Source organism: Sphingobium yanoikuyae (genome assembly GCF_013001025.1).
Lineage (GTDB): Bacteria > Pseudomonadota > Alphaproteobacteria > Sphingomonadales > Sphingomonadaceae > Sphingobium > Sphingobium yanoikuyae_A.
Map to the genome: position 1 here is coordinate 315910 of NZ_CP053021.1, position 19588 is coordinate 335497.

20 protein-coding genes and 1 tRNA gene are annotated in these 19588 nt (G+C 59.3%); 10 read left to right on the plus strand and 11 right to left on the minus strand.

Going from position 1 to position 19588, the window contains the following annotated elements:
- Nucleotides 1-45 precede the first annotated feature (45 nt).
- Entirely contained in the window at nucleotides 46-219 is a 174-nt protein-coding gene (locus HH800_RS01690; protein WP_004208258.1) for a hypothetical protein, read from the plus strand.
- 73 nt (nucleotides 220-292) lie between these two features.
- Here HH800_RS01690 and HH800_RS01695 read toward each other — a convergent pair whose 3' ends face one another.
- From HH800_RS01695 to HH800_RS01710, 4 genes are all read right to left on the minus strand, one after another.
- Nucleotides 293-1294 carry an inorganic phosphate transporter gene (locus tag HH800_RS01695; protein ID WP_004208257.1) on the minus strand — a complete coding sequence of 334 codons (1002 nt, stop codon included), beginning with the start codon at nucleotides 1292-1294 and terminating at the stop codon, nucleotides 293-295.
- Nucleotides 1295-1309: 15 nt separating this feature from the next.
- Nucleotides 1310-2428, minus strand: coding sequence for a DUF47 family protein (locus HH800_RS01700; RefSeq protein WP_010338330.1), 1119 nt, complete (start codon nucleotides 2426-2428; stop codon nucleotides 1310-1312).
- A 164-nt stretch (nucleotides 2429-2592) separates the two neighbouring features.
- A complete protein-coding gene (locus HH800_RS01705; RefSeq protein ID WP_169859992.1) occupies nucleotides 2593-4758 on the minus strand; it encodes a TonB-dependent receptor in 2166 nt (721 codons plus the stop codon).
- A gap of 199 nt (nucleotides 4759-4957) precedes the next feature.
- Nucleotides 4958-5947 (minus strand): LysR family transcriptional regulator, encoded by a 990-nt coding sequence (locus HH800_RS01710; protein WP_169859993.1) that lies wholly within the window; start codon nucleotides 5945-5947, stop codon nucleotides 4958-4960.
- Nucleotides 5948-6060: 113 nt separating this feature from the next.
- Here HH800_RS01710 and HH800_RS01715 point away from each other — a divergent pair.
- The 3 genes from HH800_RS01715 to HH800_RS01725 all read left to right on the plus strand — a co-directional run bounded on the left by HH800_RS01715 (nucleotide 6061) and on the right by HH800_RS01725 (nucleotide 9584).
- Nucleotides 6061-6134, plus strand: a tRNA-Gly gene (locus HH800_RS01715).
- 155 nt (nucleotides 6135-6289) lie between these two features.
- Complete coding sequence (locus tag HH800_RS01720; RefSeq protein WP_328805822.1) at nucleotides 6290-7732, plus strand: site-specific integrase; 1443 nt, start codon at nucleotides 6290-6292, stop codon at nucleotides 7730-7732.
- 466 nt (nucleotides 7733-8198) lie between these two features.
- The gene (locus HH800_RS01725) at nucleotides 8199-9584 is read left to right on the plus strand and encodes a hypothetical protein (RefSeq protein WP_169859995.1); all 1386 of its coding nucleotides are present in this window, start codon (nucleotides 8199-8201) and stop codon (nucleotides 9582-9584) included.
- A gap of 69 nt (nucleotides 9585-9653) precedes the next feature.
- On the opposite strand, the gene HH800_RS01730 is transcribed toward HH800_RS01725, so the two are convergent.
- Both HH800_RS01730 and HH800_RS01735 read right to left on the minus strand, forming a co-directional pair.
- Nucleotides 9654-10214, minus strand: coding sequence for a DUF6538 domain-containing protein (locus HH800_RS01730; RefSeq protein WP_169859996.1), 561 nt, complete (start codon nucleotides 10212-10214; stop codon nucleotides 9654-9656).
- Nucleotides 10215-10373: 159 nt separating this feature from the next.
- The gene (locus HH800_RS01735) at nucleotides 10374-10916 is read right to left on the minus strand and encodes a recombinase family protein (RefSeq protein WP_169859997.1); all 543 of its coding nucleotides are present in this window, start codon (nucleotides 10914-10916) and stop codon (nucleotides 10374-10376) included.
- A gap of 223 nt (nucleotides 10917-11139) precedes the next feature.
- Between HH800_RS01735 and HH800_RS01740 the strand changes: the two genes are divergently transcribed.
- The 4 genes from HH800_RS01740 to HH800_RS01755 all read left to right on the plus strand — a co-directional run bounded on the left by HH800_RS01740 (nucleotide 11140) and on the right by HH800_RS01755 (nucleotide 13731).
- Entirely contained in the window at nucleotides 11140-11427 is a 288-nt protein-coding gene (locus HH800_RS01740; RefSeq protein WP_169859998.1) for a hypothetical protein, read from the plus strand.
- Nucleotides 11428-12214: 787 nt separating this feature from the next.
- Nucleotides 12215-12847 carry a hypothetical protein gene (locus HH800_RS01745; RefSeq protein ID WP_169859999.1) on the plus strand — a complete coding sequence of 211 codons (633 nt, stop codon included), beginning with the start codon at nucleotides 12215-12217 and terminating at the stop codon, nucleotides 12845-12847.
- A 4-nt stretch (nucleotides 12848-12851) separates the two neighbouring features.
- Entirely contained in the window at nucleotides 12852-13412 is a 561-nt protein-coding gene (locus HH800_RS01750; protein WP_169860000.1) for a hypothetical protein, read from the plus strand.
- A gap of 10 nt (nucleotides 13413-13422) precedes the next feature.
- The gene (locus HH800_RS01755) at nucleotides 13423-13731 is read left to right on the plus strand and encodes a hypothetical protein (RefSeq protein WP_169860001.1); all 309 of its coding nucleotides are present in this window, start codon (nucleotides 13423-13425) and stop codon (nucleotides 13729-13731) included.
- 46 nt (nucleotides 13732-13777) lie between these two features.
- On the opposite strand, the gene HH800_RS01760 is transcribed toward HH800_RS01755, so the two are convergent.
- Nucleotides 13778-15013 (minus strand): MBL fold metallo-hydrolase, encoded by a 1236-nt coding sequence (locus tag HH800_RS01760; RefSeq protein ID WP_206379190.1) that lies wholly within the window; start codon nucleotides 15011-15013, stop codon nucleotides 13778-13780.
- Nucleotides 15014-15045: 32 nt separating this feature from the next.
- A complete protein-coding gene (locus HH800_RS01765; RefSeq protein WP_169860002.1) occupies nucleotides 15046-15996 on the minus strand; it encodes a hypothetical protein in 951 nt (316 codons plus the stop codon).
- Between the two features lie 147 nt (nucleotides 15997-16143).
- Here HH800_RS01765 and HH800_RS01770 point away from each other — a divergent pair, with 147 nt between their 5' ends.
- Both HH800_RS01770 and HH800_RS01775 read left to right on the plus strand, forming a co-directional pair.
- Complete coding sequence (locus HH800_RS01770) at nucleotides 16144-16581, plus strand: hypothetical protein (protein ID WP_169860003.1); 438 nt, start codon at nucleotides 16144-16146, stop codon at nucleotides 16579-16581.
- 74 nt (nucleotides 16582-16655) lie between these two features.
- On the plus strand, nucleotides 16656-17492 hold the full coding sequence (locus tag HH800_RS01775; protein WP_159367005.1) for an IS5 family transposase: 837 nt from the start codon (nucleotides 16656-16658) through the stop codon (nucleotides 17490-17492).
- Between the two features lie 19 nt (nucleotides 17493-17511).
- On the opposite strand, the gene HH800_RS01780 is transcribed toward HH800_RS01775, so the two are convergent.
- From HH800_RS01780 to HH800_RS01790, 3 genes are all read right to left on the minus strand, one after another.
- On the minus strand, nucleotides 17512-18072 hold the full coding sequence (locus HH800_RS01780; RefSeq protein WP_169860004.1) for a hypothetical protein: 561 nt from the start codon (nucleotides 18070-18072) through the stop codon (nucleotides 17512-17514).
- A gap of 78 nt (nucleotides 18073-18150) precedes the next feature.
- Nucleotides 18151-18621: a hypothetical protein gene (locus HH800_RS01785; protein ID WP_169860005.1), complete on the minus strand. Its 471-nt coding sequence runs from the start codon at nucleotides 18619-18621 to the stop codon at nucleotides 18151-18153.
- On the minus strand, nucleotides 18621-19580 hold the full coding sequence (locus tag HH800_RS01790) for a hypothetical protein (protein ID WP_169860006.1): 960 nt from the start codon (nucleotides 19578-19580) through the stop codon (nucleotides 18621-18623). The genes HH800_RS01785 and HH800_RS01790 overlap by 1 nt, the downstream gene beginning before the upstream one ends.
- Nucleotides 19581-19588: the final 8 nt, after the last annotated feature.

The following is a 19588-nucleotide window of genomic DNA, read 5'->3' on the forward strand; positions in this document are numbered from 1 at the left end:
CGCTGTCATCAACCAGCACAGCCACAAGGCAGGAAGGACAGGAAGATGACGACCGATACGATGGAAGCGCCCCAGCCCGCCCGTTCGCGCGCGGTCTTCAGCCAGGAGGATTTCGGCCTGATCCGCACCGCCATCGCCCATTATCTCAAGGAAGTGCAGGACCAGCCGGAATCGGTCAAATATGCCAATCTCTACCACCGCCTCGGCCGCGTTGCCTGACCGGCGGAGTGCCTGAACGAGAAAGGGCGCGGGATCACTCCCGCGCCCTTTTTCTTGTCTCGGCCTGTTCCGATCAGAACAATCGCGTCAGCCCGTAGAACAGCGCGCCGATCGCGGCCGCCGCCGGCAGGGTCACGACCCAGGCGACGATGATGCTCGACGCGACGTTCCAGCGCACCGCTGACAGCCGGCGCGACGCGCCCACGCCGACGATGGCGCCAGTGATGGTGTGGGTCGTCGATACCGGCACGCCCAGATGGGTGGCCATGAACAGGGTGATCGCGCCGCCGGTCTCTGCGCAGAAGCCCTGCGCCGGGGTCAGGCGGGTGATCTTCGATCCCATGGTGTGGACGATCTTCCAGCCGCCCAGCAAGGTGCCCAGGCCCATTGCCGCCTGGCAGCTCAGCACCACCCACATCGGCACATGGAAGCCGCCGGTCAGCAGCCCCTGCGAATAGAGCAGCACCGCGATGATGCCCATCGTCTTCTGCGCGTCATTGCCGCCATGGCCCAGCGAATAAAGCGACGCAGAAACAAGCTGCAGCTTGCGGAACACCCGGTCCGCGCCCTGCGGCGTGAACTTGCGGAAGATCCAGCTGATCGCCAGCACCAGCATCAGCGCCAGGAACAGGCCGACGGCGGGCGAGATCACGATCGCTGCGCTGGTCTTGAACACGCCGCTCCACACGATCGCCGACAGGCCGGACTTGGCCGTGCCCGCGCCCAGCAGGCCGCCGACCAGCGCATGGCTGGAGGAGGAGGGGATGCCCAGGCCCCAGGTGATGAGGTTCCAGGCGATCGCCCCCATCAGTGCGCCGAAGATCACCGACGCGTCGATGATGTCGGCGCTGACGATGCCCTTGCCCACCGTCTCGGCGACATGCAGGCCAAAGAAGAGGAAGGCGATGAAGTTGAAGAAGGCGGCCCAGGCGACCGCATATTGGGGTTTCAGCACCCGCGTCGACACGATGGTCGCGATCGAGTTGGCGGCGTCATGCAGGCCGTTCAGGAAGTCGAACAGCAGCGCAACGCCGATCAGTGCGATCAGCAGCGGGAAGGCGAGATGGGCTTCCATATCCGGTCAGGCCTGTCAGGCGTGGTCGATGACCAGGCCGGAAATCTCGTTGGCGACGTCCTCGAACCGGTCCGTCACCTTTTCCAGATGGCTGTAGATTTCGTTGCCGACGATGAAGTCCATCGGGTTGCCGGCGCGGGCTTGGCTGTACAGGGCCTTGAGGCCCGCCTCATGCAATATGTCGGCATGGCCTTCCAGCTTGACCAGCCGTTCGGTCAGCTCGTGCAGACGCGCCGAATTGATGTTGAGCGAGCGCAGCAGCGGCATCGCTTCCGCCGTGATCCGCGCGCATTCGACGATCAGCGCGCTCATGTCCTGCATCTGCGGCGCGAAATCCTTGACCTCATAGAGCGCGATCGCCTTGGCGGTCTGGTTCATCTGGTCGATCGCGTCGTCCATCACGCCGATCAGGCCGGTGATGGCACTGCGGTCGAACGGGGTGACGAAAATGCGGCGGACGTCCTGCAGCACTTCGCGGATGATGTCGTCCGCCTCATGCTCGCGGTCCGAAATCTCCTTGATATGCGCGTCCATGTCCGGGCCGCCCTTCAGCAGCTTGGCCAGGGCGTCGGCGCCGGCGACCAGGGTCGCGGCATGGTCTTCGAATTGCTCGAAGAAACGCCCCTGCTTGGGCATCAGCGCGTGAAACCAGCGCAGCATTCCAGTCCTTTCACTTTGCTTCTCGCGGATCGACAGCAGCAACCGGAGGAACCAGCCCGGATCGGCGGGCGGTTCGCGGAAAGCCGCGATGATCGATTGCAGTTCGGGTTCGTCGACGGCCTTTGCGGCTTCGGCGACGGAAAACCAGCGCAGCTCGCGCTGCCCTTTTTCGGGCCATTGCGTCAGATGGCCGGTCACGGCAAGCGGAAAAACCTCGACATTCGCCTCGCGCGACTTGCCGCTGCGCTTGCGCTTGTCATAGCTGTATCGGCCGATCGGCGCGGGACAGGCGATGCCATGGATGCCCGCTTCCTCGAACGCCTCGACTTCCGCCGCGCGATGGCCGGCCAGCCCCTTGATGCGATTGCCCTTGGGAATCACCCAGCGCCCAGTGTCGCGCGACGTGATCAGCAGGATCTGCATCGACCCGTCGATCGGGTCGCTGGTATAGGGGAGAGCGGCAATCTGGCGCATTATCGGCGGCTTACGGGCGACCTGCCCGAATCCTCATGCTCTGCCGCAGCGCGTTCCATCGGCGCTATGTAACGAAAATGTCATTTTTTGCAATCGCTCCCTTCGCCCAGAGGGGCGGGCGAAGGGAGCGACCGGCGCCCCGCTGGGCAAGGCCGGGAGGCGGATCAGATCGAGATGCGCGCCGTCAGGCGGATGTCGCGCCCGGCAAGCGGGGCGAAATCCTTCAGGAAGCTGGCATGGCGCCGCGCTTCCACGTCGAAGATGTTGTTGGCCGACAGCATCAGCGTGGTGCGGTCATTACCAGCCAGCGGCTTGAACGAGATCGATGCGTTGACCATGGTGAAGCCATCGGTCGGCGTTTCGAAATCGGTCACCCGATCCTGCTCGAACACATGTTCCAGCTCGGCGCGGGCGCTCAGCCGTGCGCCCTGCGCCTCGATCCCGCCCAGCAGGCGGAGCGGGGGAATGCGCGGCGCCGGGCCATTGCCCTTGATCGTGGCGCGGACATAGTCGGCGACGCCGTCGATATTGATCGCATAGCTGCCGACCTGTGCCAGCTTCACCGACGCTTCGGCCTCAAAGCCATAATAGCGCGCATCGGCCTGGGCATAGGCATAGCAGGGGAATTCCATCTCGGCCCCGCCATTGGCCGCCTGGCAGACGCTGTCGTCGACCACGCTTTCATAGATGAAGCCGCTGAACCAGTTATGATAGGCGGCCAGGCTGAAGCTGTAGCCATTGCCCGATCCGCGCAGCGTACCTTCCACGCCCCAGCTCTTTTCCTTGCCGAAATCGGGATTGCCCAACTCGAACGCCTGGGTTCCGGCATGATTGCCGCGCGCGAACAACTCTTCGGCCGACGGCGCGCGCTCGCTGCGCGACAGGTTCAGGCCCACGCGCCAGCCGGGCATGATCGCCTGGCTGATGCCCAGCGATCCGGACAGGGCGTTGAAGCTGCGCTGGCTGGCTTCGGCAAACAGGTCGGCATCCGGGTCCGACTGCAGCTTGGTATGTTCATAGCGCGCGCCCGCTTCCAGGCGCGTGTCGCCCAGGTCCAGCGACTGCAGCGTGAACAGGCCGAACTGGTCGGTCTGGTTCTTGGGCAGGAACTTCTCTTCGCCATCGGCCTGGAAACGGCGGGTGAAGAACTGCGCGCCCGATGCGCCCTGCCAGCCATTGCGGTCGGCCTGGACGAATTCCAGCCGGCTTTCCATCGACTGGTTCTTGAAGGTGGTGCCGACCTCGCCCGACGGTTCGATTTCCTGATGCTGGTAATCGGCCCAGCCCGCGCGCAGGCGGATGCTGTCGAGGAACCCGCCATTGACCGCGACCTCGCCGCGCAGGTCGGCGCGGGTCTGCTTCATCGCCAGCGTCACATTCTCGTGGCTGTGCCCCTCTTCCTCATGATCATGGTCATGATCGTGATCATGGTCATGCTCCTCGGCCACTTCCAGGCGCGACGGCACGCCATAGGTGTTCTCGCTGTGCGAGATCGACATGCCCAGATTGCCGCCATCGCCGATATAGGCGAAGCCGCCGGCCACTTCCCATACTTCCGCCGCGGTATTGGCCAGCTTGCCCTTCAGCCGCGCATTGTCCTGGATTTCCTCCTCGTCGGAGGCGGCGGCGATCTCGCGCATCGCCTTGGACAGGATATAGCCGCCGGTGCGCAGATTGTCGGTCTTGCTGTAGCTGCCATCGACATGGACGACGAAATTCTCGGTCAGCGGCACCTCGATCTCGCCCGAACCGCTGCGTTCGTTGGCGGCGCTGCCATAGGTGCCGATCGCGTCGATATGGATCGCCTCGTCCGGCACGCGGCGCGGGATGCGGCTGTCGATCACATTGACCACGCCGCCGATCGCCGACGATCCATAGAGCAGGGCGGACGGGCCGCGCAGCACCTCGATCCGGTCGGCGGTCAGCGGGTTGATCGCGACCGCATGGTCGACCGAGGTGTTGGACACGTCGAAGCTGCCGATGCCGTCGGTCAGGATGCGCACGCGCTCGCCTTGGAAGCCGCGCAGGATCGGGCGCGATGCGTTGGGGCCAAAGGAGGTGGCCGACACGCCGGGCTGGCGCGCCAGCGTCTCGCCGATGGTCGGACGCAGGCTGCGGGTCAGTTCCTCGCCGGTGACGATCGAGGTGCCGGACAAAATGTCGCCCTGGCTGCGGGGGATCAGGGCGGTGACGACGATGTCGCTGCGCGGATCATGATAGCTGCCATCGGCCTGGGTGTCGGCGGGGGCTGCGGTCTGGGCGGCGGCGGGCCAGACCAGGCAAAGGGCCGTGAGGGCACAGCCGGCGCGCAGCGACGGGGAACGAAGCATCAGGCTTTTTATCCTTGCAGAATATGTGGGTCGGCCTCCGCGTATCTGTCATGATACATCGTATCAATATACGATCGGCGAAATGAAGGCCGTTTCTGCCGCATTCATCACCAACTGTTGCATTTTTGCACGGCATGGCGCGCAGCATATTACCGGCCGCCAAGACGGATCAGGCGCGCAATTCCGCCATTATTTCTGCTCAGAGGAAGAGGAAGTCCGCCAGCGCCTGCACGCCGGGGCGCGACAGCGATCGTTCGTTGACGGTCTGGCGCACCTCGATCGCGGGCAATGGCACGTCCAACGCCAGCCGGCGAATGCCGCTCATCCGCCCCAGGTCGCGCGCCATCGGGCCAAAGGCGGCGAAACATCCAGCGCCTTCGCGCAGGGCGGTGATGATGTCGAACATATTGTCGGTTTCCAGCATCACCGGGCCCAGTCGGGCGCCGCCGCGTGCCAGCGCCGCGTCGATGATCGGGCGCAGCCCGTTGCGTGGATCGACCGCCAGTTGCGGCGTGATGGTCAGGTCGCCGCGCGACACGCTGCCCGCGCGCGCCAGCGGATGGTCCGCCCCGGCATAGAGATTGACCTGTTCCGACCAGCCATAGCGGGACGGCAGGCCGGCCGGCTCCTCCAGTGCATAGAAATAGGCGATGTCGGCGCGCAGCGATTCGATCGCCCGCGCCGCCTCGACCGCCGACTGGACGCTCAGGTCCAGGGTGATGGCGATATCGTCATTGGCCGCCTCGAACGCGGTCAGTGCATCCTGGAAATGGCCGAACACCGGCGCCGGCGTCGCCAGGATGATGGCGCGATTGGCGGGCGGCGGCGCGGCCGGCAGCGACGGCAATTGCGCATCCGCATCCAGCAGTAATTCCGGCAGCGCGGGCGGCGGGGCCGGTGATGGGTCAGGTTGCGGGGTGGGGGCGGGCGCGGCTTCCTCGGCCCAATCCTCGGGGTCGTCCTGCGCCAGCAGGGTCATTGCCTGCGCCGTGCGTCGGCCCGCGGGGGTCAGCCGCGCCGCGCCGCGAATATCGTCGAACAAACGATAGCCCAGCCGCATTTCCAGCGACGCCATGTCGCGCTCGATCACGGCGGATGAAACGCCCAGCGTCTGGGCGCAGCGCGTCAGGCTGCCCGCGACCACCATCTGCGCGAAAATGTCGAGTTGGCGCAGGGACGGGTTGGTCATGGCCGAGCGATAGAACAAAGACGAGGCCGGGTTAAGAGGCGTTCTCACGCATTTACCATCAATGCGCTGTTGACGAGCCCCGGTGAATGATGGCAGGGCGCGTCACCTGACGGGCGGGTATAGCTCAATGGTAGAGCACTAGCCTTCCAAGCTTGTGATGCGGGTTCGATCCCCGCTACCCGCTCCACGCCTCGTCAAACCCCTGAAAATCAACGGAAACCTGCTCAAAAGCGGGTCACGTCGTGCGTCCGGGACACAAAGCTGGGTCACAATGACCCATCAAAAATTGACCTAACGCCATCAAAACAAACGAAATACTCCCCGCCATCGTGGGTCACAACTGTGGGTCACAAACGATGGCCGCGCGGACTTTCGTTACGAGGATCGACCTTCCAGTTCCGGGTGCGGGTCCCGGCTGATCTTCGAGCAGATTTCGGGTGCAGCCATGTAAAGCGATCGTTGCGCACGGACAGTCCATCACTGGCGATGCGATTGGGGCGGCAGGCGGCTGCGGAAATCGACATTATGTTTGAGGAGCGTCGTCGCGTGGCTGGGCTGGCATTTGAAGAAAGGCTTCTTGCGTCGAATGATAATGTCGGCGTTGCGTCGACGGCCAGACGATCATCCATTGCGATCGTCTGTGATGATCGTGTCCTTTCACCATCGAGAGAAACCGAAAACCGGCCTGATGCGCTGACACTTTCGGCAATCTACCAGCGATATCTTGATGATCCGACCCGTCGGAGGTGCGCGCGAACGATGCTGGCCCATGTAACAACACGCCGGGTCGTCGAGGATATCATCGGCGGTGCGACGCCGATCGCTGACATCACCCGCGAGACATGCCGCGATCTGTTCGAGGTGCTCCGATCGCTGCCGGTCAACTACAACAAGAAATATAGCAATGTTTCCGCACGAGACGCGGCAGCCATGGGAAAATCCGACCAGAAAGTCAGAACCATCAACCCGACCAATCTAAACGCCTACATGGCGCGTTTTGGCAGTCTGCTGAACTGGGCGGTAGCGGAGGAATATATTGGCCGCAATCCGTCGAAAGGCTTGCAGCTTGCCGAAACGGTCCACCCCCTAGATCGGCGGCGTCCATTCTCCATTGAGCAACTTCGAAGGATATTCTCTGCCCCGGTATATTCCGGCTGCAAGGATGAGCAGGCCGGTTATGCTCTGCCCGGTTCGACCGTCGCGACCGGCGCACGATATTGGGTAGCGCTATTGGGTCTGCTATCCGGCGCGAGGTTGAATGAAATATGCCAACTCGATGTAGCTGACATCAGGCTCATAGAAGGTGTGGCGTGTCTGGTGATTTCTGAAGAAAGCGTCACAGGCGGAAGGGACAAATCGTTAAAAAACAAGGCAAGCGCTCGCATCGTGCCGCTGCATCCGATCTTGCTTCAACTCGGCTTTATGGACTTCGTTGATCGAAAGAGGAGAAGCGGAGCATTCAAACTTTTTGATGATCTCCCAGAGGGTGCGAAAGGGTTCCGTTCCGTAGCTTTTTCGAGGTGGTTCGCACGATTCCTTGTCCGTTCGTCTGCAAGCGCGCCGCAGACCTGCTATCATTCATTCCGTCACGGGTTTCGAGATGCGGCCCGGAATGCCCGCATTGATCGGGATATTGTGCTGCGATTGGGAGGCTGGACAACGGGGGGAGGGCAGAGCGAAGCGGCAGATGCGTATGGGGTCGGCTACCACCCTCAGGTTCTATACGATGCGATAGCAAAGATCGAGTATCCGGGTTTGGATTTGACCCATCTTCTCCAACGCTGACCATTGAGGGAGGCCATTCAGAGACTGCTATGCGCCCCAGCTAAGCCGTTCTAAAGTGTCTTGGCTCACCTTAAAACGTTCATTCGGATTAAGGCTGGAACTGGGCCATGGCGGTCGATTGCGATTCTCGGCGAGAGTGGTTGGTTCATAACCGACATCCGCTATTCCCGGAGCCTCGAAGATAGATCGACGAGCGCGCGAGACTGCCGGATTGCTGCATGACAGATTGTCATCACGGCTGTCAGATACCGACCCTACGACATCCGGGACAAACGCTGAATAGCGCATCTCGTGTCGCTGACGTAAATTATCTATCCAGAGTGTTCCAGCGCGGTTACGAACATCGTGACATGTATAAGATGTGGAGCGATTTGCCACCATGCTACCTTTTGCGACCGAGTTTCCCGTTAGACGATCCAATAACAGAGCCGCTTTCCCAGCCGAGGTCTTTGCTTGGCTGAGAGGCATGCGTCAAAGCACTATTCTGGACTCTTCTGCGCACGAACTCGATGGTGAGAACGTTTATCTCATTGCAACAGGCGGTGAGGAACTCCGGATGCGTGGGCTTAGGCATGAGGAAGAATGGGAAGCCATCGGTTTCCGTCATGACCTGCCAGATGGTCAGGGACGGATATGGCGCACCGAGGCGGTTCTCAAAAGGGGAAGCGCGGACGATAGTCAGGACCTTGTCCGGTTTAGAACGCAGTGCATAGCGGGGCGGCCGGGTGCATTTCTTGAAACACCAAAAAAGCCCTTCCTGATTAAGGCTCTCCTAAAAAATGGCTGGGGAGCCGAGGACGGCGAAATCGAGGTTTGCGACGAACCGCTATGGCTCGAAGATGACGATGCCGATCTGAAGTTAGCCAACATCATTCTGGCTGGAAGAGGCAGTAAATCGCTTCCGATTATTTACATTTCGGCAACTGGAGATGGCGAATGGCTCCTGACCGAGGATGCAATTGAAAAACTGGCTTATGATCTGGGGGGGATCGCCCATGTTGTAGTGGAGCCAAACCGGCGCTTCTCCCTCAAATTGCGCGACCAAAGTGAGGGCCGAAATCTCTATGGCGGAACTATCGGAGTAGCATTGCCACTCCACGGCTTTATCCGTCGATTCTTCTTAGGGCGCAATTTTGAGAATGTGGATGAGCTTGTGGACGGCCTTCGGGGCTACGTCTTTAATCTCAGGGTTCATATGCCAACGGCGGGATGGGACTGGACAGATTTTCAGGAGCAGGCTCTGAGGAGCCAGCGAGCAGCCTATCGAGGTTCGCTCTCGCAAGCTGACGCCGACCAATTGCTCGACGATTTCACCAAGCAGCTTGATGATCTTCAGGAAGAGAACCGCCAGCTTAAAGAGCAATTGAGCGCGCAGGCGGCAGTGACTCTTGCGGAAGATGAAAGCTATTTCGCTACAGACGGCATATTTCAAAGCGTGGGCAAAGAAATTTATCCGGGGGAATTGGCAGATCGTATCAGATTTGCTGCCGCAACTGCACTCGATGCGGCCGAACCAAAAGGGATTGATGAGCGGACTATAGCCGTATGGAGAAGGGTCGTTCAGCGTGTCCCTCGCTCGCCAGCCCTTGATGACTTGTTGCAGGACCTGTCTCGCGCGACGAAAAATCCAAAGCGCGTTGCGGACGATCTCAGTAGGCTACTTGAACAGCATGGGTATCGTGCAAAATCCGAAAACAAACACGTCAGGCTTGAACCTCAAGCCGGTTTTGTTGGCTTGAAAAATATCACTGTGGCCAAGACGCCGAGCGATATTCGCGGGTTAGTGAATATGCGCAAGCAGATCGAACGTATTCTGGGTATCGGTAATCTTCCGGAAAGCGCAGCGGGCTGAATGATCGGCTAGTTCCGAGAACTCGCATAAGCGTGCTTCGCGGCTGCGATAGACACGATGGAGCCTCTGTCAGGCAAACATAATGTCGATTTCCGCAGCCGCCTGCCGCCCCAATCGCATCGCCAGTGATGGACTGTCCGTGCGCAACGATCGCTTTACATGGCTGCACCCGAAATCTGCTCGAAGATCAGCCGGGACCCGCACCCGGAACTGGAAGGTCGATCCTCGTAACGAAAGTCCGCGCGGCCATCGTTTGTGACCCACAGTTGTGACCCACGATGGCGGGGAGTATTTCGTTTGTTTTGATGGCGTTAGGTCAATTTTTGATGGGTCATTGTGACCCAGCTTTGTGTCCCGGACGCACGACGTGACCCGCTTTTGAGCAGGTTTCCGTTGATTTTCAGGGGTTTGACGAGGCGTGGAGCGGGTAGCGGGGGACTGACGGGTGGCTCTGGCGGGCTGCGGTGAACCAGCGTCCAGCACCATCATTTCCCCGCCATCGTCGCCAGCTTCGCCGTCGATATGTTCGATGATACCGCCCACGCTCTCCCCCTGATCATGGGCAGGAGCATAGGTGGCCGACGTTGCCTTCGGCTGCTTCGAACGTGTTGCCATGATGCTGATCTCCATGATGTCGCTGACGCTCGCCCAGAGCATGGGCGAATATAGTCGGCGGGTGACAATGTGGCCGGGACGATGTCGGGTCGACGATCCGGCGAGATGATCCCGGCTCGATGCTGGTGATGACCGTGAACCCGAAGGTGGGGTCCCGATTGCACGTCTATCTGGTCAGGCGGCCAGTGCCCGATAGACCGAAGCGCGGCCGATCCCCATGTGTTTTGCGATCGCGGCGGCACCCATGCCCTTGGCCTTGAGTTCCCTGATCTTCGTCGGGTCGATGCTGGCAGGGCGACCGCGATATTTTCCTGCGGCCTGTGCCTTCCGGACCCCTTCCATCTGGCGCTCATGCCGGATGTCTGCCTCAAAGCTGGCCACTGCGGCGAGCATGGCGAGCATCAGGCGTCCGGTGCTGGTGTCGGTATCGACGCCGGGTTGGTTCAGGCAACGGAAGCCCACGCCCTTTTGGGTCAGCACTTCAATGATCCTGTGGAGGTCGCCGACGCTGCGGGCCAGACGATCGAGGCGGGTGACGATCAGGGTGTCGCCTTCACGGGCGAACGACATGGCCAGCGCCAGTTGCTCACGATCGGTGGTCGATCGGCCCGACACCTTTTCCGAGAAGACCTTTTCCGCCCCGGCAGCGGCCAGCGCCTCGTGCTGGATGTCGAGGCTCTGGGAGGTGGAACTGACGCGGGCATATCCGATGATCATGGGGCCTCCTGTCTCGTTTGATCCTAGACCTTCGTTCTTGACGGGGTCTCAGAATGAAATCCGGGTCTATTGATAGGGAGATCGCCGGGGGGTGAGATATCCCGAGTGATTTTACCCATGTGACGCAGATTCTCATGAAGCCAGATTGGACTCAACCACTTCATTTACTTCGATATTTTTTCGACCTGAGCTATGATCGAGCATCGCGATGGGAGAAGCAACGATGGACCTCTACGATCTGCGCGTCAGCGACTATGTGATCCGGGATAGTGATCTCGACGGTAGGTGGATCGGCGAGGTGATGCACATTCGGGCGCGGGTGCATTACCGCAATGCTGGCTTCCCGGCGCGCGACTGGATCGATATCGCGACTGCCACTCCTTATCCGCACTGCCTGTTGGATTGGCCCGGTCCCCCGGCGATCCATAAGGCGACCGAGGAGGAAATCGCGAGATATGGGCTGGCGGATCGCTCCCGGATTACCACACCTCGGCTTTTCGATGAGTGGTGATTGGGGCTCATGCCCTAGATGTCGACAAAGTTTGACGGATCGTCCCCGCCGAACGCTGCCTGCGATCAACGGTGGGCAGCCATAGTTACTTCATATCGTGGATCGGCATCGTCTATGGAAATCGATCTGGAAATATCGTCATTGCCGGATCGTCGGCCGAAGACATCGTCACGCAGAAGGTCATCGACGACCATCAAGGCTGAGATCGTCGATGACACCGGTTTAGGGGAACGTCATTCAGATGACTTCGGAGAACGGCGTTTCCGCTTTGGTTTCGGGGGCAATGCCGGTGCCGGTAGCGTAAATTTGGGGCATGGACCGAGCCCTCGGAGAAACGCAATGAGATCGTCGGTCGGCGTTCGAATGGGAGAGCGAGGCTGCTGAACCAAAGGGCCATTGTCGACAACGAGGCGGAGCGCGGGGCGCGCTGGTGGGGATGATGGATTCTGCATAATCCAACCGTAGGAAACCGGGCTTCCGAGAAGCCATATGTTTCGTCATAAATTGCGCATCGTCCCAGAACACATAGGTTTCAAGACTGTCCATCGTGGGAAGGCCGCATCGTTGAAGTGATCAGAGGCTGCGCTTCAGGAATATGACGGCGGGCGAAGGAGCCCCTTATAGATAGACTGCGATTGGCCATAGAAGCTTTACGCTTGTCGGCCGAACCCGCTTCCGCTCTAACCACCTGATGCAGAACCGATATGTTGGGGACATCGGCGATTTCGTCAAAATGGCGATCCTTCGCGCACTTTGTGGTAACAGGCACTTAGGCGTCGCATGATGGTTGTATCCGGATGAGGATCACAATGCCGACGGTCGGCACATAGACTATCTCCATCAGCCCGAACGCTGGCGCTCATACGATGCAGACCTCTTTGATCGCCTCCGCATGATAGTGGATGCTGGAGTTCGACGTGTTTCCGAACTTGAAGCCGCCGACCTGCTGCCCAACGCCATCTATTGGAATGCAGCGGTGCCGACCACTGGTCTGACCGTGGAACGCCGAATGTCCCGACAATCATGGTTCGAGGCGGGCCGAGCGATGCTTGCATCATGCGATGTCGTCTTCGCTGACCCGGACAATGGCCTAGAGACCAAGAATTTCGACCCCGGCGCGCGAAAGGCAGGAAAGAGTATCAGTATTGCCGAGCTTCAGGCGCTAAACGCCCCCGGTCGTGCGCTAATCGTCTACCATCATCAGACGCGAATGGCAGGCGGACATCATTTCGAACTTAAACACTGGGGTGGCCGCTTGCGCGAGGCAGGCTTCAACCGGGTCGACGCCTTACGAGCCTCTCCATTCTCCGCGCGCGCCTTTTTCCTGTTGAATGCCGATGACGAGATGCGGGATCGGGCAATGCAACTTTCGACGAGATGGGGCGATCGCTTGACGTGGCATCCCACCCTTGGAGCTTAAAGGCATGGAAACGGACCGCATTAGTTTTTCGGAAGTCATCACCGAAGCAAGTAGGTTCCACAACGATCTGGCCATTGCGATACAGAATATAGCGGCCGAAGCTACCAACCATTGGTGCGCGCCGATTCAGGATGCGTTGGCACTCGGCAAGATCGAACTGGAGCGCAGTCTTCAGTCTCGCTTCCCGTCTGAGAAGCGGCCTGCGGTCTACAAAATCGCTATCCGAGGCGAGGAACCGCACCGGACATACAAGGCGTTTGAGAAAGGGCGGGAAACACCTCGGATTCGAGCGTTTGCACGTTTCCCAGCCTCGTTCGTCCCGTCGGAAACACTTTACGTCGGAAGCAGCCGTTCGCTGGTAAAACGTTTACTGGAGCATATGGGACACGGCGCTGAAAAGACCTATGCGCTCCATATGCGGCATTGGGCTACCGACATTGATGGGGAATTGTCGATATCGGCGACCTTTCTGCCATATGAAATCTCGAAGGACGTGCTTTGCGCTGTCGAGGATGCGCTGGCGCGGAATGCGAGGCCGATGTTTGGGCGTCGAGGATCGGTATAGGAAATACACCATGACTGCACCTGACGAGACCGGCACATCGCAGCCCGAATTCATGTTCCCTGAGGTCATGGAGGCAGTGTCGCGGACCATAGCCGCCAAGACTGAAGAGATTATCCGTGCAGCCGATGCCGGGGAGCCGCCGGTCATAGTGCTGATCCCCGAACTTGGCGATATGATCTCGGAAGGCTTCTATTGGCGCAGGGCCGATGCGGCGATCAAATCATTGCTCTCGGCCGAATTTGAGGTTGCCGGGAAGAAGCCCGTGGGGCTGGTAGGCCTCCCCAGAGGACGCTGCTATCGGCGCGTCAGCACCGGATAGGATCAGGGCGCGAAATGTGCGTGCCCGCTCTGCGCCAGCACGCCCGCTATAAGGACAACGTTTCCCCATCCCGCAATCGGCAGATCGCCGGAAAGCCCGCCAGATTTTCATCCCAGTTAAAGCTGTGGATCGGAACCAGCCTCTTCGGCGCAATCGCTTTTGCGAAGGCCAGCAGGTCCGCAGGCGATGCATGACCGCTGGTGTGGATGTGACAGCTTGCCGCACCACCAGCGGTCAGCCATTCCACCAAGGGCGCGCCGGAGCTTTCGAGATAGCCGCGCCACATCGACCAGCACCATGCATCGTCACCATCCGGCACGACGCCGCTCCTGTCATAATCTGCAATCAGCGATCCGCGCAGCATGACGACCCAACGTGCCGCATTCCTTGCCAATGCCCTCCCTGAAATGGCGTGGCCAGATTGCGCGATACGATCGACAAAGGCTTCCATGCCCTTTCGCTTATACATCCGGGACATAGTGGATGTGATGACGACCTTGAGTTGATCGAAGCCGGGCTGCGGCAGTCTTCCATGCTCTGCCAGCATTTCCAGAACCTCAGCGGTATAGAGGTCCACGACCAGCGTTCTTCCGGCCTTCTTCGCGGCGCGATACAGGGTGACCGTGCGATCGACATTCTGAGCCGACCAAGCAACGAACACCCGTCCTTTCGTGCGCCCGAACAACCCTTCGAAGTCAGCTTCCAAGTCACTTTCATGGGCAGTAGGTTTCGTGCTGCCCAGATTGGTGCCTTCCATCAGCAACGCATCGACCGCTGCCGGAGGACTGGACATCATCCTGTCGACCAACGCTGATTTCCGGCCGTGTATCCGGAAGTCGCCAGAATAGAGGATGCGCTTCCCCGCTGCCTCGATCAGCAACATGTAGGCGTCAAAAGCCGAGTGATCGGTCAGATAAGGCGTCACGCGGAACCGACCGAGATCGAGAGGCTGGCCACTGCGCCACGGTAATATGTCGCGGTCTATCACCTTTCCGGTGATACCAGCGGTCAGTCGCATCAGCTTGGCGGACGCCTCTCCGCTATGGATCGTCCATGACGCAGGGAGTTCTTCCAGCAGCCCATAATGATCCAGATGGGGATGAGAGATGAGGACATGGGCGTGGCCAGCCCGGTCGAGCGAAGCAGGCAGCAAATCAGTGGCATCATTGGGCGCATCAAGAGGACGCCCGACATCAAGGATCAGGCGTTCCCCGGCACAGGCAATCTCGATGCAGTTTCCACCGATCTGCTCGCTGGACCGATGGATCGTCAGGTCCACCATCGAAACCATGTCGTCGCTCGATGTCGAACCCGTCATGCCGACACTGCCGCGCCGGGAGCGACGCCCGTTGCCAGACGCACGCTGGACGCCGAACCTCTGGCAATTAGGCGATCAGGACTAAGCGCAGTTGTCAGTTTCTCTTTATGTTTTGCCCAAACCGGCCCTATCCGCTGATCCTCGTCAAACACGGACACGATCAAGATCGGAGCCGTGTTGATTTTCAGTTTATCGATTTGTTGCAGGGCAGCATCGGCGATAGTTCGCCGCAAATCCGGAACACCACTGAGCGACAAGAGGTTTTTGCAGGAAAGCTCGAACCCCTCCCGTATATCCTTCGTATATTGCTTCAGAAGGCCTTCATATGTCGCTATCTGCGACAGCACCTTGGCATCGCCTTCGGCACGGATTTCCTTGTTCCCGAACAGCTTGGCCTCATAGAAATCGAGGACCGGCGCAGCATCTTCCCAGCGGAGTGCGACTATATCAATCCTCTTGGCGCTGGCCCCTTCGCCGGGGCTGGCATCGGTCGCTTCTTCTGCGTCCTTGGTGAGCGCCATCTCAACATCGACGACATTCCCATGAGCCTTGATCACCGCTCCGACGAATTTCTTCTCCTCGCCCGCATAGACCCGCGCCGCCGCCTTCAGATCAGCCACATCGTCCAGACCGCCGATGAAGAGCCCCTTGGCGCTATCCCAATGTTGCCCAATCTGAAATTGACCGCCGACAGCGCGAACATAGGGACGTGCAGCAGATGGCTTTAGCAGATATTTATAATGGGTATCGGTGATGATCCCGGAGCCATCGAAGCTGACCTTCGCAAGGCTGCACCCTCGGTAGTAGATGTTGAGATAGTTGTTACGGATAGCGACGAACAGATCAGGGTCGGCCAGCATTTTTCGCCACCATGAGCCTTCCGGCGCTTCGTAGAGGCGGTTCAGCGCCTCAACAAAATCCGAAGACAGACCCTGCCGATATGCCATTCATTTTCTCCATCGCCATTCTCGACGGCATCTAGCGGGCAAATCATTGAAATTGTCTGGATGCCACCCCAAAAAGCTGATCCCACATCATGACTCTGACCGCAGATAGATACACGATCAGCCACATCTGAAAGCGATGGAGTTCCAATGCCGAACGAACAGCCGGTTTCGGCCGAATATAATCCAGACGGTCCCTGTGTCGGGATATTCTGGCGTGTTCAGACCTCCGCCGGGCCGAAGCTCGTCAGCCATGTCGTCAGCCTGACTGACGCAGACGAGTATGGTGATTTCCTCACCCACCCCACCGGCCATTATGAAATTTGGGAAGGCTGGCGGGAGGCCGGGGCAGCGGCCCTGAAGCGAACGGGACTGCCGATTGAGATCGCCTCATCGGAGTATGAAGAGCATCCGCGCGGTCGTGTCGTATTCGACCGCCGCGCGGAGAAGTTCATCATTTACGCGGATCGGCGGCTCCAGAAGGCTACGATTATTTCGGACATCGTGGAATTGTTTGCCATCGGCGGCCATTCCCACATTGTGCGATCCGATTCACATTATGTCGCTCAACCTACTCCCGATCGTTAAGAGCCCGATCCGAAAGTTGTTGAGCAATACCAGTATATTGTGATTCACGCCGTCTTTGCGACAAGATGGAGTGGATGGTGACATGGACTGGTATTGCCCGACGGGAGCATAGTCGGGAAGGTTTGCGATATCCATCGGATATGACGGACACGGAGTGGGCGCTGGCAGCGCCATTCGTGCCTCCGGCAAGGCGTGGAGGCCGACCTCGAACGGCAGACATGCGCGAAGTTCTGAACGCGATGCTGTACATCGCGGCGAGCGGGTGTGCGTGGCGGCTTCTGCCGAAGTGCTTTCCTCCGGTATCGACGGTGCGGCGCTATTTCTATGCCTGGCGCGATGCCGGTCTGTTCGACGCGATCAACACGGTGCTGGTCATGAACCTGCGGGAAATCGAAGGGCGTGAAGCTTCGCCCAGCGCCGGAGTGATCGACAGCCAATCGGTCAAGACCACCGAAAGTGGCGGAATTTCAGGCTATGACGCGGGCAAAAAGGTGAAAGGCCGCAAGCGACATATCCTGACGGACACCTGCGGCTTCCTCATCTTCATCCTAGTACATGCCGCCGATATTCAGGACCGAGATGGGGCCGTCGATGTGCTGGTAGCCATTCGCAAGCGGTTTCCCTGGCTGCGACACATCTTTGCCGATGGCGGTTACGCAGGCGACAAGCTGCGATCCGCCCTGGTTGGCATGGGCAAATGGACGATCGAAATCATCAAGCGATCGGACAAGGCAAAAGGCTTTCAAGTGCTGCCCCGCAGGTGGGTGGTCGAACGGACTTTTGCCTGGCTCGGGCGCTGCCGTCGGCTCGCAAAAGATTGGGAGCGGTCCATCGCCTCGTCCACCGCTTGGGCCCTCATCGCCTCAATCCGCATGCTCACGCGCAGAACCGCAAGGCTTTGTCAAAATTGAGAAACTTCCGAATCCGGCTCTAAGACGCCATCAGCGCCGTAACCTTCTCAATCTGGGTGGCCTTCTTTGCCCTGTCGGGGTGGGGCAGGCCGATGGCTTTGACCTCATGGCCACTGGCCGTGGGATAGCTGTGCCAGTTCAAAGGTTCGACCAGCGGACGTGCCTTTTGACGTTCCAGCGTCGGCGGAAACTGATCCCAGCCCTTCTTCGTGAAGACAAACAGCTTGTCTGGCTGATGCTCGTCGAGGATGCGCTGCACGCGGACACGACCCGCGTCATTCTGTTCTTTTGTCCCGTTGTTGGCCCATTCAGACCGCGCGCCCACAAAGCTGGGCACGAAGTTGAAGAACAGGACCGAATTCCAGAACGCTGCGCGGTCGTCATATCCAAAATATCCGGGCACACGATTGAAAAACTGAATATCGGGATACTCTCCGGAAATCACCTTCTTGAGGCAATCCTCGGTCATTCCAGAATGATCCGGATCATCAGACGTATGGGAGTGTCCGGCGATAGCAATTCGTTGCCCCGAAATGCCGCCCTTGTATCCGGCAGGACACCATTCTTTATGCTCAACCATTACACCCCCAGTTATTCAGATGAACGCGTCATTTTGTGGCCCCTGCTGATCTGAAATGGAAGGTCATATTCAAAGAATTTATTTCAGATCGACGCTGGCAATATGTCCGGCTGACTTAGCCTGCTGGAGCAGCGCCCATGTTGCGCCGCCATTGCTATAAAATTCCAACACCACTGCTTGACGCAAATGCCCATTAACCCACCGTTGTAGAGGAGCGAACAGATGATCAGCCCACAAATCTTCGATCGTTGGAAAATGCGCTCGCTCTGCCTGCGAGCATAGCGCGCAGCACCATCCACAGGGTTCGTGAACGGGCACGAGATCATCGTCCCACAGCCTGTCATAAACCTCACCACTCCAAGAGGCGAGGACACTCATACCCGCAGCATGCGCATATCCATGAAGTGCTTCGCCGCCGACAAGAAAGTTGATCTCGACCGCATCGCGATGCTCGCAAGTCTCGAAGGCCATCATATCATGGATATCGACGGTGACGGCGAACCATCCGCTGAATGCATGGATGAAAGGACGATCTTGCCCGCAGACCATTAGATATCCCAGTCCGCATAATGGCGGGACAACCGGCGCAGCGCCTCCATTGCATTATCGCTCCGGTCGACCATTCGACGGGTCATGATGCCATTCCTAGCGGCGAAGGCATAGGCGGCATCAGAGACGCCAGCAGGAACGTTGCCATTGCGATGACCATAAACGCCCTCAATCAGCCAATAGCCCTGACTGCGATCGTAAGAGATCAATACGTTCTGCCCATCATGCTGGAATTCGCCAAATGCATGTTCGGCAGACAGCAGCGCGGTGAAGTAGCGGCGGCTACAGTTGCGGTAGCGTTTGGCGGTTGCGGCCAAATCCAGACCATCGATAATTGGCCGATAGCCGTCACAGGCTCGGATCGGACCCGCCGGAAAAGGCATCCGAAAGGACCACCGCTTGATCGTATCGGCAAGCTTGGTTGACCGACGGAGCGCCTCGACAATTTTGGTCCGATCGAGCCCGCGCCGCTCCAGCAGATCGACGGCAAGGACGATGTCGGCAGCCTGCGCCTTGTCCTTGATCTTCGCGCTGATCCGACTGTCGGACAGATCGACAGGGAGGCTTGTGATGATCGAAAGGCGATCGGGGCCCAACGTGGGCGCGCTCTGAACGGCGGTGATAGCGTGGCGCGGCCCGCCGTTCAGAATGCTCCAAAGACGCGGGTAGAATTCTCGATCATGAGGTTGCGCGCCACACTTTGCCAGAGCACTCCGAAAACCGGCCGGGACATGATCATAGGCCATAAGGAGGATCGCGTGGTGTCGATCCTTCATGAGGATACGCGCGATTTCCTCATTGCCATGGTCGGTCGGTTTCGCCGTGGCCAAGAACGCCGCGACCACCTGACGGCGCTCTACACCGGCACGCAGCATGTATCCGGCGAAGCCCGGCCGGACACTGTCCAACGCGACGATGCGGTTCAACATCCACCCCGAGATCGGCTCGATGGACTCCATAACAATAT

What these genes read in the sequence shown, in the direction of transcription:
- HH800_RS01690 (WP_004208258.1), top strand. Translation starts at nt 46, where the DNA reads ATGACGACCGATACGATGGAAGCGCCCCAGCCCGCCCGTTCGCGCGCG.
- HH800_RS01695 (WP_004208257.1), bottom strand. Translation starts at nt 1,294, where the DNA reads ATGGAAGCCCATCTCGCCTTCCCGCTGCTGATCGCACTGATCGGCGTT.
- HH800_RS01700 (WP_010338330.1), bottom strand. Translation starts at nt 2,428, where the DNA reads ATGCGCCAGATTGCCGCTCTCCCCTATACCAGCGACCCGATCGACGGG.
- HH800_RS01705 (WP_169859992.1), bottom strand. Translation starts at nt 4,758, where the DNA reads ATGCTTCGTTCCCCGTCGCTGCGCGCCGGCTGTGCCCTCACGGCCCTT.
- HH800_RS01710 (WP_169859993.1), bottom strand. Translation starts at nt 5,947, where the DNA reads ATGACCAACCCGTCCCTGCGCCAACTCGACATTTTCGCGCAGATGGTG.
- HH800_RS01725 (WP_169859995.1), top strand. Translation starts at nt 8,199, where the DNA reads ATGCGTCAAAGCACTATTCTGGACTCTTCTGCGCACGAACTCGATGGT.
- HH800_RS01730 (WP_169859996.1), bottom strand. Translation starts at nt 10,214, where the DNA reads ATGGAGATCAGCATCATGGCAACACGTTCGAAGCAGCCGAAGGCAACG.
- HH800_RS01735 (WP_169859997.1), bottom strand. Translation starts at nt 10,916, where the DNA reads ATGATCATCGGATATGCCCGCGTCAGTTCCACCTCCCAGAGCCTCGAC.
- HH800_RS01740 (WP_169859998.1), top strand. Translation starts at nt 11,140, where the DNA reads ATGGACCTCTACGATCTGCGCGTCAGCGACTATGTGATCCGGGATAGT.
- HH800_RS01750 (WP_169860000.1), top strand. Translation starts at nt 12,852, where the DNA reads ATGGAAACGGACCGCATTAGTTTTTCGGAAGTCATCACCGAAGCAAGT.
- HH800_RS01755 (WP_169860001.1), top strand. Translation starts at nt 13,423, where the DNA reads ATGACTGCACCTGACGAGACCGGCACATCGCAGCCCGAATTCATGTTC.
- HH800_RS01760 (WP_206379190.1), bottom strand. Translation starts at nt 15,013, where the DNA reads ATGGTGGACCTGACGATCCATCGGTCCAGCGAGCAGATCGGTGGAAAC.
- HH800_RS01765 (WP_169860002.1), bottom strand. Translation starts at nt 15,996, where the DNA reads ATGGCATATCGGCAGGGTCTGTCTTCGGATTTTGTTGAGGCGCTGAAC.
- HH800_RS01770 (WP_169860003.1), top strand. Translation starts at nt 16,144, where the DNA reads ATGCCGAACGAACAGCCGGTTTCGGCCGAATATAATCCAGACGGTCCC.
- HH800_RS01775 (WP_159367005.1), top strand. Translation starts at nt 16,656, where the DNA reads ATGGTGACATGGACTGGTATTGCCCGACGGGAGCATAGTCGGGAAGGT.
- HH800_RS01780 (WP_169860004.1), bottom strand. Translation starts at nt 18,072, where the DNA reads ATGGTTGAGCATAAAGAATGGTGTCCTGCCGGATACAAGGGCGGCATT.
- HH800_RS01785 (WP_169860005.1), bottom strand. Translation starts at nt 18,621, where the DNA reads ATGGTCTGCGGGCAAGATCGTCCTTTCATCCATGCATTCAGCGGATGG.
- HH800_RS01790 (WP_169860006.1), bottom strand. Translation starts at nt 19,580, where the DNA reads ATGGAGTCCATCGAGCCGATCTCGGGGTGGATGTTGAACCGCATCGTC.